Here is a 13,943-nt window from a genome sequence, read left to right as displayed (position 1 = left end):
TCAATCTGGCGCCATTATACATTGGCCCCCTGCCCATATGGGTCTGATTTACATCAATATGTGACATACATGACGCCGGACATAAAGCTGTCATCCATCCCGCTCAACAGCCTCAGGACCGGGCCTTCCAGCGCACCGGCCACGGCCGCGGCAGTGCCCCTGGAGCTTCTGCGTCCGATTGCCGCAGCGACCCTGGCGCCCGGTGAAAGCGCCAGCGCCGAGGTACTCCAGAACAGGCCGCGGGACGGCCAGTTCGAGCTGCTGCTGCGCCTGGCCCGAGCCAGCGCGGCACCGGTTGAGCTCAGCGTCCGCAGCCCGCAGCCGCTGCCGGCCGGGACCGAACTCAAAGTCCAGGCGCTGAGCCCGGTGCGCCTGCTGGCGGTACTGGCACCCCCGGCCGAATCAGGTACAGTCCCGCCCACCCTGACCCGGCTCGATCCCCAGCTATTCCCCAATGGCACCCTGCTTCAGGCCCGGGTGATGGAAAGCCAGCCAGTGGCCGGCGAGCAGAACCGCTTTGCCCTGCTCGCCCGACTGCTGCAGGGGCCGGCTGCCGGCGCCCTGCTCAGTCTGGACAGCAGCCGTCCGCACCCCCCGGGTACCCTGCTCACCGCTGCGGTGGAGAATGGCGCCCTGCGCCTGAGCAGCGCCAGCGAGCAGGTACGCCAGCTCGATCTGCTCCAGGGCATGCGCATGACCCTGCCTGACCAGGCACCTGCCACCCCCATGCTGCGTACCCTGGAGAAACTGGCCAGCCTGCCCGATCTGCCGCCGCTGCTGCAGGCCGGCATGCAGCAGGTGCTCAAGCATGTGGCCACACCGGAGCATCTGGCGACCCCGGCCGGGGTCGCCCAGGCGATCCGCCAGAGCGGTATATTCCTGGAGGCCAGCCTGCAGCAGTTGCAGCAGGCGCTGTCGACAGGCAATGCGGTTCCCAGCCAGGGCACTGCCGAGAACACGCCGGCAACAGTCAACCTGCCACCTCTGACGCGATTGCTGCCCCTGCTGGCCAGTCTGGCCACCCCGCCGGGCACCGAACCGCTGCCCGGCGCCGACTTCAAGGCCAGCGTACTCAACCTGCTGATTACCCTGCAGCAGCATCTGCCGGCGGACCCCGGTCGCAGCCTGGCCCCGCCTCCGGGACCATGGCAGCCCTCACTGCAGGTGCGGCCGGGACTCTTTCCCCTGCCCACCCGGGCCGTACAGGCGCTGACCGAAAACGCCGACCTGGGCGGTCTCCTGCGCCTCACCGCGGCCCTGCTGTCACGCATCCAGCATCACCAGTTCCAGAGCCTGGGCCAGACGCAGACCTTTGCCGATGGCAGCACCCAGACCGTCTGGCAACTGGACCTGCCCCTGCGCGATGGCCAGCAGTTCACCCAGGTGCAGCTGCGCATCCAGCGCGAACAGCAGGCACCGGATCGGCGCCAGTCTGAGCAGACACCACAGTGGGAGATACGCCTGGCCTTCAATCTCGACCACCTGGGGCCGCTGCAAGTGGTCGCCCGACTGTACAAGGGACGGGTCAGCAGCGAGTTCTGGGCCGAACAGGCCAGCACCCTGAGGCTGGTCAACAGCCAGCTGGAGCAGCTGCGCGACCGTCTTCTGACCCGCGGACTGGAAGTGGGCGAACTCAGTTGCCACCGGGGCAGCCCACCGCAACCGCAGCAGGCGGTGCAACAACGCTGGATCGATGAGGTGACCTGATGAGCCAACCCCGAGAAGCCATTGCCCTGCTCTACGACGGCGGCCCGGAAGCCCCGCGCATCACCGCCAAGGGTGAAGGCGAACTGGCCGAGCAGATAGTCCAGCTGGCGCTGGAGTACGAAGTGCCCATCTACGAGAACGCCGATCTGGCGAGCATGCTCACGCGCATGGAGCTGGGTGACCAGATACCCGAGGCGCTGTACCGGACGATTGCGGAGATCATTGCCTTTGCCTGGCACCTGAAGGGCAAGGTGCCGGAGGGGTTTGTGTGGCCGGATGGGGACGAGATGAAGTGAGGGAGCCAGCTGCGCGGTCTGGTTCTCGCGTGTTTCCGCAAGCTCAGGTGTTTTCAGAAATACATGGAACTGGCAGCGCACTCACCCCTTGCCCCTTGCGGGAGAGGGGCCGGGGTGAGGGAAAGGCGGGCTCAGCCCGCCCCTCCCTGCTCCATCACTTGCTCAATTCCACCAGCAGCGCATTCAACCGCCGCACATAACTGGCAGGATCCTGCAGTGCCTCGCCGGCGGCCAGGGCGGCCTGGTCGAAGAGGATGCGGGTCAGGTCGGCGAAGCGGTCTTCGTCGGGCTCCTGATCCAGCTTTTCCAGCAGCGGGTGGCCGGGGTTGATTTCGAGGATCGGCTTGCTGTCCGGCGCTTTCTGGCCGGTGGCTTCGAGGATCTTGCGCATCTGCAGACCCATGCCATCCTCGTTGATCACCAGCACCGCCGGGGAGTCGGTCAGGCGGTGGGAGACCTTGACGTCGTCGACCTCGTCGCCCAGTACCTTCTTGACCCGCTCGATCAGATCGGCCTTGGCCTTGGCCACTTCTTCCTGAGCCTTCTTGTCTTCCTCACCTTCCAGCTTGCCCAGATCCAGATCACCCCGGGCCACGTCGACGAACTCCTTGCCCTTGTATTCACTCAGGTGGCTCATCAGCCATTCGTCGATACGGTCGGTCAGCAGCAGCACCTCGATGCCCTTCTTGCGGAAGATTTCCAGGTGCGGGCTGTTCTTGACCTGGTTGTAACGCTCACCGGTGAGGTAGTAGATCTTGTCCTGACCTTCCTGCATGCGCTCGATGTAGGCGTCAAGGCTGACCACTTCGCTGTCGTCGTTCTGCGCGGTGGAGGCAAAACGCAGCAGGCCGGCGATCTTCTCGCGGTTGGCGAAGTCCTCGGCCGGGCCTTCCTTCATCACGCTGCCGAAGGCCTTCCAGAAGGTGCTGTATTTCTCCGGATCGTTCCTGGACATCTTCTCCAGCATGTCGAGCACGCGCTTGGTCAGTGCGGACTTCATGCTGTCGATGGCCGGGTCCTTCTGCAGGATCTCCCGGGAGACGTTCAGTGACAGGTCGTTGGAGTCGACCACGCCCTTGATGAAGCGCAGGTACAGCGGCAGGAACTGCTCGGCGTCATCCATGATGAACACGCGCTGCACATAGAGTTTCAGGCCACGGGGCGCCTCGCGGTGATACAGGTCGAAGGGCGCGCGGCCGGGCACGTACAGCAGGCTGGTGTATTCCAGCTTGCCTTCCACCTTGTTGTGGCTCCAGGTCAGCGGGTTCTCGAAGTCATGGGATACGTGCTTGTAGAACTCCTGGTATTCCTCGTCCTTGATGTCGGTACGCGGGCGGGTCCACAGGGCGCTGGCGCGGTTGACGCTTTCCCATTCGATCTCTTTCGGCTTGTCCTTCTCGTCGCCGAAGTGCTGCTTGGGCAGCTCGATCGGCAGGGAGATATGATCGGAATATTTCTTGATGATGTTGCGCAGCCGCCAGCCGTCGGCAAACTCCTTCTCGTCGGCCTTCAGGTGCAGGACGATGCGGGTGCCACGCTCGGGCTTGTTGATGTTCTCGATGGTGAACTCGCCCTGCCCGGCCGATTCCCAGCGCACACCCTCATCGGCGCCCAGACCGGCGCGACGGGTGAACACCTCGACACGGTCGGCGACGATGAAGGCACTGTAGAAACCCACACCGAACTGGCCGATCAGCTGGGCATCCTTCTTCTGGTCGCCTGTGAGCTGCTGCATGAAGGCAGCGGTACCGGACTTGGCAATGGTGCCCAGGTGGCTGATGACCTCGTCCCGGGACATGCCGATGCCGTTGTCCTCGATGGTCAGGGTATTGGCCGTTTCGTCTGCGCTGATTCGAATGCGCAGGTTGGGGTCGCTTTCCAGCAGTTCCGGCTTGGCAATGGCTTCGAAACGCAGTTTGTCCGAGGCATCCGAGGCGTTGGAAATCAGCTCGCGGAGAAATATCTCCTTGTTCGAGTACATCGAATGGATCATCAGGTGCAGCAGCTGCTTCACCTCGGTCTGGAATCCGAGCGTTTCCTTCTGGGCTTCCACGGTCATCTTGGCAGTATCTCCTGTGCTCACGATAGGGGATCGCCCGGCATCGGGCAGATGACTGTGTGGATGGGGACGGGGGGAGGAAATTTCAAGGCCCGGGCCGGGCATCCGCTCGGGAGTGAGCGGCCGCCGCGGGCCCGGCGGGAGCTGTCAGCGTGGAGTGATCCGCTCTTCGATCTGGCGGATGTCCAGCGGGTGAAAGTGCAGCTCGACCTGATCCGCTCCACGCGGCAGGGCCAGAACCAGTCGCTTGTCCTCGCTCAGCTGCTTGAGCACACCCTCATGGGTACGCCCGGACCAGGTGGTCAGGCGCACCACAGAGCCACTGAACAGCTCCGGCTCGTCCAGCATGGCCAGCAGACTGAGCTCACGCCAGGCAGGTACCGGTCGCACCGACTGTGCGGACCGGGCAGCAGCCTCGACCCTGGGCTGAAGCACCAGGGTGTCGCTGCGGCTGCGTTCGGTCATCCACTGTGGCAGCGTGAGCGGCGGTATTTCCCCGGTCAGCCAGGTGCTGTGGATGGTCGGCAGGTGCAGATGGATACGGCCGGCAGTCTGGCCCTGCTGCCCTCCCCGGAAATCCAGACTGAGACTGTAGTTGTCGGTGATCCGGCGCAGACCCGGTTCGGACAGGGCGCCGGTATGCCACTGCAGCACCAGCTCCGGCCACAATCCCTCGTCACTGGGCAGCCGCTCGACGGAAGATTCCAGCAGCAGCTCCCGGGCATTGCCGAAACGGATGGTCAGGGAGCGTCGGACACGGTCCCCGGTCCCCTCCTCGAATACCAGATCATCACCGCGCCAGAGGATGCGATTGGGGCGGAAGGGTTGTCCCATGATGGTACCGCGCAGATCCTCCGCTGCTCCCGGCTCATCCAGCCAGTGGCCGGCCAGCAGCTCCTGCACGCGGTCGGGATGTCGCTGCTGCAGCAGGGCGCCGCCGGCCACCATGGCGAGGCTCCCGACCAGCATCAGCAGCCGCGGTCCCAGCGGGTACCCCATGCCGCGCAGCAGCAGGGTCAGCGGCGCGAAAAACAGGGCCAGCAGCATCTTGCTGACCGAGCGACGCATGGTGGCAACCACCAGCCACACCCAGCCCGCAACCAGAGCTCCTGCGCCAGCGAGTATCATCAAGGCTTCCATGTCCGCCCTCTCCCTGAGCTGACTGACGCCCGTCAGTCCAGCTTGAAATGTGCCCGGGCCGTGGCAACCGGCTCTTCCGAGCGGGTCTGCCAGGCAGTTATGGCTACGTTACCCACTCGGCGACCCTGACGCCATACCTGGCAGGTCGCATAGGTATCGCGGGACAACCCGGCACGCAGGTAATCCACGGAAAAATCGATGATCTTGGGAAAGGTCGGGCTGTTCATGCTGACCATCAGCTGCAGCATCGCCCCCAGCTCCATGAACCCCGCCAGGACCCCGCCATGCAACGCCGGCAGTATGGGGTTACCGATGTTGTCCCTGTTCAGCGGCAGGTGAAAGATCATCTCCTCGCCCAGCCGCAGCACGCGGATGCCGATCAGTCGTGCATAGGGGATCTGCTCGATCAGGGCATCATAATCTCCGGTCTGGTGGGCCAGATGCACCAGATGTTCGATGTCGGTCATGCCTTGCCCCCGAGTTTGAATGACTTCAGGCCGTCCGGTCCGGGGCCCATCCGCATGAAAGTCCCGACCACATGGGCCAGGGGCTCCTCCCGCCGCTCCTGATAGGCCACACCCCGGGTAAAGATGACCGCCGGCGTAACCCGGTAGCATTCGGCGAAACCATAGATGGGCTTGCCCGGCTCGGCCGGATGCATGTAGTCGATACGCAGATCCAGAGTCGGACAGACTTCCAGCTCCTCCAGATAGCACACGGTGGAGATGCCGCAGCAGGTATCCATCAGCGTGGTGATGGCGCCGCCATGCACCACGCCGGTGACCGGATTGCCCACGATCAGTTCGCTGTAGGGCAGCTTGATCACCAGGCCATTCTCGTCGGCCTGCTCCACTGTCATGCCAAGCACCTGACAATGGCGCAGCACCGAAAGAAAGGTTTGCGCACGCTGTTGGATCGTCATCGGATAACTCACCGGGAAAAGTGCAGATTTTAACAGACCTGGCTGAATCTACTACGCTTGTTCAAGCATAGCGGGAACTCGGATGCGTAATACGTGACTAACCTGACGATGGATCATCACTTGGAGAACGAGATGAAGAAACTTTGTGCAACAGCCATGCTCATGGCCAGCCTGGGTCTGCTGGCTGCGTGTCAGGACAGCCCGGAAGACAAGATGGAATCGGCCCGGGAGTCCATGTCCGACGCCGCCGAAAACATCGGTGATGCGATGGAAGACACCGGCGAGGCCATTGAGCAGCGCACCGACGAGGCCTTCGACAACGAACCGACCACCACCGAGCGCCTTCAGGACAACCTGGACGCCGCTGGCGACCGGATCAGCGAGGCCTATGAAGACTCCGCGGATTATCTGGAGGAGAAAGGCGAGCAGGCTCGTGAATCCGCCGCCGAGGCCCGCGATAATATCGAGGAGCGTCTGGACCGCGAATAGATCCGACGTCTTGCTGTATCCCACGACAACACCGGCCGCTATCGCGGCCGGTGTTGTTTCATGAGCACCCCGCCCTTCCCTATTGCTGCTCCGGAGGCGGCTCGGGAAAATGCGCCGGAGTGGCCATCAGCACTCCCAGCACCTCCGACTTGAACTCCCGCCGGTACAGCACGTAGACCACGCCTGCGGTAATGGCCATGAACACCCAGGGGTTGATGAACCAGCTGAGCATGGCCAGCGCAAAATAGTAGGAACGCAACCCCAGGTTGAAGGAGTGCGCTGCCATCGACAGCACCTTCGCCGCCCGGCTGGAAAAGGCCTTGCGCTCGATTTCGCTGACATGTTTCTCACCCACCAGCGGCGCGGAGCCGAACAGCACCGAGGCGAAGTTGTACTGACGCATCGCCCAGGAAAAGGTGAAAAACGCATAGACGAAGATGCCGAGCATGATCAGCAGCTTGATCTCCGAGACCTCCCGACTGACCTCCGCCACCAGGGGCAGATCACGCAGCAGGTTCTGCGCCTGGTCAGTTGCCCCCATGACGGTGATCAGACCCGCCACGATCAGCAGGGTGCTGGAGGCGAAGAAGGAGGTATTGCGCTCCAGGTTGCTGATCAGGCTGGCATCGGCGATCCGCTGCTCGCGCAACAGCAGCCGACTCATCCAGTCCTTGCGGTACAGGTGCAGCACGCTGGCCAGGCAGGCGGTATCCCTGCCCCGGTGCCAGGCGTACCGGGTGTATCCCACCCAGCAGAACATGAACCAGCAGAACGCGAATAGGTTCAGCCAGAGTGACTCGGCATTCAGAATGCTGCTTATGGTCATGACATCAGAGATCAAGCGTTACCCAACCTGCCAAAACGAACACGATCCACGGCCAGTGCCAGAGCGAGCATGATCAACGCCGGTACCAGCCACCCCAATCCCTGCGACGAGAAGGGCAGTGCACTCAGCCAGGCGGTATCCCTGGCCATGAACCCCGCCGTCTTCAGACCATCGATGATGCCGAAGGCAAGTGCAACCAGCATGACAGGACGCATGATATTTTCCGGACGGGTCAGGTTGCGCGAGAACAGTCCCAGGCACACCAGGGCTATGGCCAGCGGATAGAGTCCAACCAGTACCGGAATGGAGATGCGGATCAGGCTGTCCAGCCCCTGGTTGGAGACCGCCATGCAGAAAATGGTAAAGATCCAGACCACCTGGGCATAGCTGACCGGAAACTCGCGGCTGAAGAAGGAGCCACAGGCTGAGATCAGCCCTACCGCCGTTGTCAGGCAGGCCAGGGTGATGACCACCGCCAGCAGGAAGCTGCCGCCATTACCGAAGCGATACTGAACGAAGGCCGCCAGGATCTGGCCGCCATTGGCGCCCTCGCCCACCAGCGAGCTGCTGGTGGCACCCAGTCGGAACAGAGCCAGGTAGACCAGCGCCAGACCAATGGCGGCGATGATTGCGGCAAAAATGGTGTAACGGGTAACAACGTGGCTTTCCTGCACCTGACGGTCCCGGATGGCACGGGTGATCACCACACCGAACACCAGGGCGCCCAGCGCGTCCATGGTCAGATAACCCTGCAATATGCCTTCAATGACAGGTGCGTCGCGGTAGGCCGGAGCAGCCAGTTCCGGCGGGCCGGGTGGCAAGAGTACGGCGGTGATCCCCAGTACCCCTACAGCCAGCAGCAGCACCGGGGTGATGATCTTGCCGATATTGTCGATCAGTCTGCCCGGCTTGAGCGCCAGCGCCAGCACTATGGCGAAGTAGACCAGCGAATAGCCGAGCAGTGCCTGCCAGCTGTCTCCCACCAGGCTGACGATACCGATCTCGTAGGAAACGGTGGCAGTCCGCGGCGTGGCGAACAGCGGGCCAATGGCAAGGTAGACCAGAATGGCGAGGATCAGGCCGGGCAATCTGCCGAGCGGTGCGGTAAGTTCCTGGATACCGCCCCCTACGCGCGCCAGGGCGACCAGCGTCAGCAACGGCAGGCCGACGGCGGTAATCAGGAAGCCCATCGCTGTGGGCCAGAGGTTTTCACCGGCCTGAAGACCGGCACTGGGTGGAAAGATGATATTCCCGGCGCCCAGAAACAGGGCAAAGGTCATGAAACCGAGGGCCAGAATATTGGCCGGCGAGAGTGTCTTCATTGGTTTTCTTCAGTCTGGAACTGTCTGGTAGAGACAGTAGTGGCGGCATTATAAACAAGCAGGTGGGCAAAGGGGGCGTTAATGGCCGGCTCACGCGGCCCGGCTGAAAACACAGAACCCCGCCGAGGCGGGGTTCTGTGGAACATCAGGCAACCGTTACTTCATTGCCCAACCGGTCAGCTCGGACAGTGCCTTGCCGATATCGGCCAGCGAACGGACGGTCTTCACACCAGCGTCTTCCAGTGCAGCGAACTTCTCGTCAGCGGTGCCTTTGCCGCCGGAGATGATCGCACCGGCGTGACCCATGCGCTTGCCTGCCGGAGCAGTAACACCGGCGATGTAGGACACGACCGGCTTGGTCACGTTGGCCTTGATGTAGGCTGCGGCTTCTTCTTCAGCGCTGCCGCCGATCTCGCCGATCATGACGATGGCTTCGGTCTGCGGGTCGTTCTGGAACATTGCCAGGATGTCGATGAAGTTGGAGCCCGGGATCGGGTCACCGCCGATACCGACGCAGCTGGACTGACCGAAACCGGCATCAGTGGTCTGCTTGACCGCTTCGTAGGTCAGGGTGCCGGAACGGGACACGATGCCGACCTTGCCCGGCATGTGGATGTGACCGGGCATGATGCCGATCTTGCACTCGCCGGGGGTGATCACGCCCGGGCAGTTGGGCCCGATCAGGCGCACGCCCAGCTCGTCACACTTGACCTTGGCGTCCAGCATGTCGAGGGTCGGGATGCCTTCGGTGATGCACACGATCAGCTTGATGCCTGCATTGGCAGCCTCCAGGATGGAGTCCTTGCAGAAGGGAGCCGGAACGTAGATCACGGAAGCGTCGGCGCCAGTGGCTTCAACGGCTTCACGCACGGTGTTGAACACCGGCAGACCCAGGTGGGTGGTGCCGCCCTTGCCCGGGGTTACGCCGCCGACCATCTGGGTACCGTAAGCGATGGCCTGTTCGGTGTGGAAGGAGCCCTGGGAACCGGTGATGCCCTGGCAGATTACCTTGGTGTTCTTGTCGATCAGGATGCTCATTACTTGCCCTCCGCCGCTTTGACGACCTGTACTGCAGCGTCGGTCAGACTGGTTGCTGCGATGATGTTCAGACCACTTTCAGCCAGTACCTTGGCGCCCAGGTCGGCGTTGTTGCCTTCCAGACGGACCACGACCGGCACCTTGACGCCCACGTCCTTGACTGCGCCGATGATGCCCTCGGCAATCATGTCGCAACGGACGATACCGCCGAAGATGTTGACCAGAACGGCCTGTACGTTGCTGTCGGACAGGATGATCTTGAACGCTTCGGTAACGCGTTCCTTGGTTGCCCCGCCGCCCACGTCGAGGAAGTTGGCCGGCTTGCCACCGTGCAGGTTGACGATGTCCATGGTACCCATGGCCAGACCGGCACCGTTGACCATGCAGCCGATGTTGCCGTCCAGAGCCACGTAGTTCAGCTCGAACTTGGCAGCGTGGGCTTCACGCGGATCGTCCTGGGACGGGTCATGCATGGCGCGCAGCTTGGGCTGGCGGTACAGGGCGTTGCCGTCGATGTTGATCTTGGCGTCCAGGCAGTGCAGGTTGCCGTCCTTCTTGATCACCAGCGGGTTGATTTCCAGCAGAGCCAGATCGTAGTCGGCAAACAGCTTGCCCAGGCCAACGAAGATGTTGGTGAACTGCTTGATCTGGTCGCCCTTGAGGCCCAGCTGGAAGGCCAGATCACGGCCCTGATAGGGCTGCGGGCCTACCAGCGGATCGATGGTGGCCTTGAGGATCTTCTCGGGAGTCTCCTCGGCAACCTTCTCGATCTCGACACCGCCTTCGGTGGAAGCCATGAAAACGATACGACGGGTGGAACGGTCCACAACCGCGCCCAGGTACAGCTCCTGGTCGATATCAGTACAGGCTTCAACCAGGATCTTGGAAACCGGCTGACCATTGGCGTCAGTCTGATAGGTCACCAGACGCTTGCCCAGCCACTGCTCGGCGAAGGCCTTGGCATCTTCCCGGCTCTTGACCAGCTTCACACCACCGGCCTTGCCGCGGCCACCAGCGTGAACCTGAGCCTTGACCACCCACTCGGAACCGCCAATGGTGTCACAGGCCTCGGCAGCTGCTTCCGGAGTGTCGACAGCGATGCCCTTGGAGACAGGAAGGCCGTATTCAGCAAACAGCTGCTTCCCCTGATATTCGTGAAGGTTCATTCTCTTGTACCGTTATTCGTATGAGTTTCATAACAGTGACGGTACCCGCCACTGCCACCGATCAGGCCTGCCGGACGCATGGTCCCTGCACACCCGTTCACCCCTGGTAGGGTGTGGTCGATCCCTCGACCTTGCCTTGGATGTCGGCAACCGGCGCGGTACTGCCTCGATGCCACTGAAGCAATACCATGCCGGGAGGATTGCTTAACGCTTCTTGCGGTTGGCGACGTGAATGGCCTGGCCGTTCACGGCCAACGCAGCTTCCTTCATCGCCTCGGACATGGTCGGGTGAGCGAAGACCATCATGCCCAGATCCTCGGCACTGGTGCCGAATTCCATGGCGATGGCACCCTGCTGTACCAGCTCGGCAGCGCTCGGCCCGATCACGTGCACGCCAAGAACCCGGTCGCTCTTGGCGCAGGCGATGATCTTGACGAAGCCGGAGGTGTCATTGGCGGCCATGGCACGGCCGCTGGCGGCGAAGGGAAACACGCCGACATTGATCTCGACGCCTTCAGCCTTGAGCTGCTGCTCGTTCTTGCCGACCCAGGCGGCTTCGGGGTGGGTGTAGATAACCGACGGAATCAGGTCGTAGTTCATCTGCGCCTTGTGACCGGCGATGCGCTCGGCAACCACAACACCCTCTTCGGAGGCCTTGTGGGCCAGCATCAGGCCACGCACCACGTCACCGATGGCGTAAACGCCCGGCACCGAAGTGGCGCAGTTGTCGTCGACATAGACATAGCCACGCTCATCCAGGGTAACGCCGGAGTCGGCGGCCAGCAGGTCCGTGGTGACCGGACGACGACCAACCGCGACGATCAGACGGTCGAAGGTCATTTCCTGGTCGCCCTTGGCGTCGGTGAACTTGACGGTGACTTCGTCGCCCTTGACCTCGGTGCCGGTAACCCGGGCACCCAGCAGGATATTCAGGCCCTGCTTGGTATAGATTTTCATGGCTTCCTTGGCCAGCTGCTCGTCAGCGGCGACCAGGAACTTGTCGAGGGCTTCGATCACGGTGACCTCGGCGCCCAGACGCGACCATACGGAGCCGAGCTCCAGACCGATGACGCCGGCACCGATCACGCCCAGACGCTTGGGCACGGACTGGAATTCCAGGGCGCCGGTGGAATCGACGATGACCTTCTGATCAACCGGAGCCGGGGGAATTTCCACCGGACGCGAGCCGGAGGCCAGAATGACGTTTTCCGCGGCCAGCACTTCGGTGCTGCCGTCGGTCTTGGTGACTTCGACCTGCTTGCCGGCCAGCAGCTTGCCGTGGCCTTCATAGACGGTCACACCGTTGGCCTTGAGCAGACCCGCAACACCGCCGGTCAGGTTCTTGACGATCTGGTCCTTGCGGCCAATCATCGCCGCGACGTCGATGCTGACCTCGCCGGTGCTGATGCCATGGACGGCAAAAGCGTCCTTGGCTTCGTGGTATTTCCAGGAGCTGTCCAGCAGGGCCTTGGAGGGAATGCAACCCACGTTCAGGCAGGTGCCGCCGAGAGCCAGCTTGCCGTCCTTGCCTTGGTACTTCTCGATACAGGCGGTCTTGAGGCCCAGTTGGGCCGCACGGATGGCAGCCACATAGCCACCGGGGCCGGCACCAATAACGACTACATCGAATTTATCGCTCATAACCTTTCCTCTGTGTTCAGCTGCGGGGTAGGCAACTGTGGAGCGGACGCCGCCGGGGTTGCCGGCAGCGACCTGTTTGATAGCGTGTGATATCAGATGTCCAGCAGCATGCGTGCCGGGTCTTCCAGCAGATCCTTGATGGCCACCAGGAAGCTGACTGCTTCCTTGCCGTCGATCAGACGGTGGTCATAGGACAGGGCCAGATACATCATCGGCAGGATGACCACCTGACCATCCACGGCCATCGGGCGCTCCTGGATCTTGTGCATACCCAGAATGGCGGCCTGCGGCGGGTTGACGATCGGCGAGGACAGCAGCGAACCGAATACGCCACCGTTGGAGATGGTGAAGGTACCGCCGGTCATCTCTTCCATGGACAGCTTGCCGTCACGCGCCTTGCGACCGAACTCGGCGATGGTACCCTCGATCTGGGCCAGGTTCATGAACTCGGTGTTACGCAGTACCGGAACCACCAGGCCACGATCGCTGGATACGGCCACGCCGATATCCTGATAGCCGTGGTAGACGATGTCCTTGCCGTCGATCGAGGCGTTCACCTCGGGGAAACGCTTGAGCGCCTCGGTGGCGGCCTTGACGAAGAAGGACATGAAGCCCAGACGCACACCGTTGTGCTTCTTCTCGAACAGGTCCTTGTACTTCTTGCGCAGGTCCATGATCGGCTTCATGTTGACTTCATTATAGGTAGTCAGCATGGCCATGCTCGATTGTGCATCCACCAGGCGCTCGGCGATACGGGCGCGCAGACGGGTCATGGGCACGCGCTTCTCGATGCGATCACCCTCACCCAGTACCACGCTCGAGGCGCTGGGGGCCGCGGCGGGCTTGGCTGCCGGGGCAGCTGCCGGGGCGGCTTTCTTCGCTTCGATGGCGTTCAGCACGTCTTCCTTGGTGACGCGACCGCCCTTGCCGGTGCCCTTGATCTGGGCCGGATCCAGGCCGTTCTCCTCGGCCAGCTTGCGCGCGGCCGGGTTCAGCAGGGGTTCTTCCGCGCTGTCGGCTTGCGCAGCGGCGGCCGGAGCGGCAGCCGGAGCAGGAGCAGCAGCGGCTTCGGCCTTGGGCGCAGCGGTTGCGCCGGCGTTCAGGGTGCCCAGCAGCTCGGCGCTGAGGACGGTCTCCCCTTCACCCTTGATGATCTCGCCCAGAACGCCATCGGCCTCGGCCAGCACTTCCAGAACGACCTTGTCGGTCTCGATGTCGACCAGCAGCTCGTCACGCTTGACCGCGTCACCGGGTTGCTTGTGCCAGGTTGCCACAGTGCCGTCAGCAACCGACTCGGGGAATGTAGGAGCCTTGATTTCTATTGCCATTGTCGATCC

13 protein-coding genes are annotated in these 13,943 nt (G+C 62.6%); 3 read left to right on the top strand and 10 right to left on the bottom strand.

The window, feature by feature from the left end:
- The first annotated feature begins 69 nt into the window (after nucleotides 1–69).
- Together fliK and VF673_RS01670 are read left to right on the top strand one after the other, a co-directional pair.
- The gene (gene fliK / locus VF673_RS01675) at nucleotides 70–1,707 is read left to right on the top strand and encodes a flagellar hook-length control protein FliK (protein ID WP_440290649.1); all 1,638 of its coding nucleotides are present in this window, start codon (nucleotides 70–72) and stop codon (nucleotides 1,705–1,707) included.
- Complete coding sequence (locus tag VF673_RS01670; RefSeq protein WP_440290648.1) at nucleotides 1,707–2,003, top strand: EscU/YscU/HrcU family type III secretion system export apparatus switch protein; 297 nt, start codon at nucleotides 1,707–1,709, stop codon at nucleotides 2,001–2,003. Before fliK ends, VF673_RS01670 begins: the two co-directional genes overlap by 1 nt.
- Nucleotides 2,004–2,157: 154 nt before the next feature.
- On the opposite strand, the gene htpG is transcribed toward VF673_RS01670, so the two are convergent.
- The 4 genes from htpG to VF673_RS01650 form a co-directional block, all read right to left on the bottom strand.
- A complete protein-coding gene (gene htpG, locus VF673_RS01665) occupies nucleotides 2,158–4,062 on the bottom strand; it encodes a molecular chaperone HtpG (protein WP_090538484.1) in 1,905 nt (634 codons plus the stop codon).
- 147 nt (nucleotides 4,063–4,209) lie between these two features.
- The gene (locus tag VF673_RS01660) at nucleotides 4,210–5,202 is read right to left on the bottom strand and encodes a hypothetical protein (RefSeq protein WP_440290647.1); all 993 of its coding nucleotides are present in this window, start codon (nucleotides 5,200–5,202) and stop codon (nucleotides 4,210–4,212) included.
- Nucleotides 5,203–5,234: 32 nt separating this feature from the next.
- Complete coding sequence (locus VF673_RS01655) at nucleotides 5,235–5,669, bottom strand: PaaI family thioesterase (protein WP_273124499.1); 435 nt, start codon at nucleotides 5,667–5,669, stop codon at nucleotides 5,235–5,237.
- Nucleotides 5,666–6,124 carry a PaaI family thioesterase gene (locus VF673_RS01650; protein ID WP_090538481.1) on the bottom strand — a complete coding sequence of 153 codons (459 nt, stop codon included), beginning with the start codon at nucleotides 6,122–6,124 and terminating at the stop codon, nucleotides 5,666–5,668. The genes VF673_RS01655 and VF673_RS01650 overlap by 4 nt, the downstream gene beginning before the upstream one ends.
- A gap of 132 nt (nucleotides 6,125–6,256) precedes the next feature.
- Here VF673_RS01650 and VF673_RS01645 point away from each other — a divergent pair, with 132 nt between their 5' ends.
- Complete coding sequence (locus tag VF673_RS01645; protein WP_440290646.1) at nucleotides 6,257–6,613, top strand: hypothetical protein; 357 nt, start codon at nucleotides 6,257–6,259, stop codon at nucleotides 6,611–6,613.
- Between the two features lie 79 nt (nucleotides 6,614–6,692).
- Here the strand turns inward: VF673_RS01645 and VF673_RS01640 are convergent, their stop codons facing one another.
- The 6 genes from VF673_RS01640 to odhB form a co-directional block, all read right to left on the bottom strand.
- Entirely contained in the window at nucleotides 6,693–7,439 is a 747-nt protein-coding gene (locus tag VF673_RS01640) for a DUF599 domain-containing protein (RefSeq protein ID WP_440290645.1), read from the bottom strand.
- Nucleotides 7,440–7,450: 11 nt separating this feature from the next.
- Nucleotides 7,451–8,761, bottom strand: coding sequence for a branched-chain amino acid transport system II carrier protein (gene brnQ / locus VF673_RS01635; RefSeq protein WP_440290644.1), 1,311 nt, complete (start codon nucleotides 8,759–8,761; stop codon nucleotides 7,451–7,453).
- A gap of 156 nt (nucleotides 8,762–8,917) precedes the next feature.
- On the bottom strand, nucleotides 8,918–9,799 hold the full coding sequence (sucD, locus tag VF673_RS01630; protein WP_090538478.1) for a succinate--CoA ligase subunit alpha: 882 nt from the start codon (nucleotides 9,797–9,799) through the stop codon (nucleotides 8,918–8,920).
- Nucleotides 9,799–10,965, bottom strand: a complete 1,167-nt coding sequence (sucC, locus tag VF673_RS01625; protein WP_090538477.1) for an ADP-forming succinate--CoA ligase subunit beta — start codon at nucleotides 10,963–10,965, stop codon at nucleotides 9,799–9,801. The genes sucD and sucC overlap by 1 nt, the downstream gene beginning before the upstream one ends.
- A gap of 204 nt (nucleotides 10,966–11,169) precedes the next feature.
- Entirely contained in the window at nucleotides 11,170–12,606 is a 1,437-nt protein-coding gene (lpdA, locus tag VF673_RS01620) for a dihydrolipoyl dehydrogenase (RefSeq protein ID WP_440290643.1), read from the bottom strand.
- A gap of 92 nt (nucleotides 12,607–12,698) precedes the next feature.
- The gene (odhB, locus tag VF673_RS01615; protein WP_440290642.1) at nucleotides 12,699–13,934 is read right to left on the bottom strand and encodes a 2-oxoglutarate dehydrogenase complex dihydrolipoyllysine-residue succinyltransferase; all 1,236 of its coding nucleotides are present in this window, start codon (nucleotides 13,932–13,934) and stop codon (nucleotides 12,699–12,701) included.
- Between the last annotated feature and the right edge of the window lie 9 nt (nucleotides 13,935–13,943).

The sequence above is a fragment of the Halopseudomonas sp. Lyrl_26 genome (genome assembly GCF_051948695.1).
GTDB lineage: Bacteria > Pseudomonadota > Gammaproteobacteria > Pseudomonadales > Pseudomonadaceae > Halopseudomonas > Halopseudomonas formosensis.
This window is presented reverse-complemented; position numbering and strand designations above follow the sequence as displayed.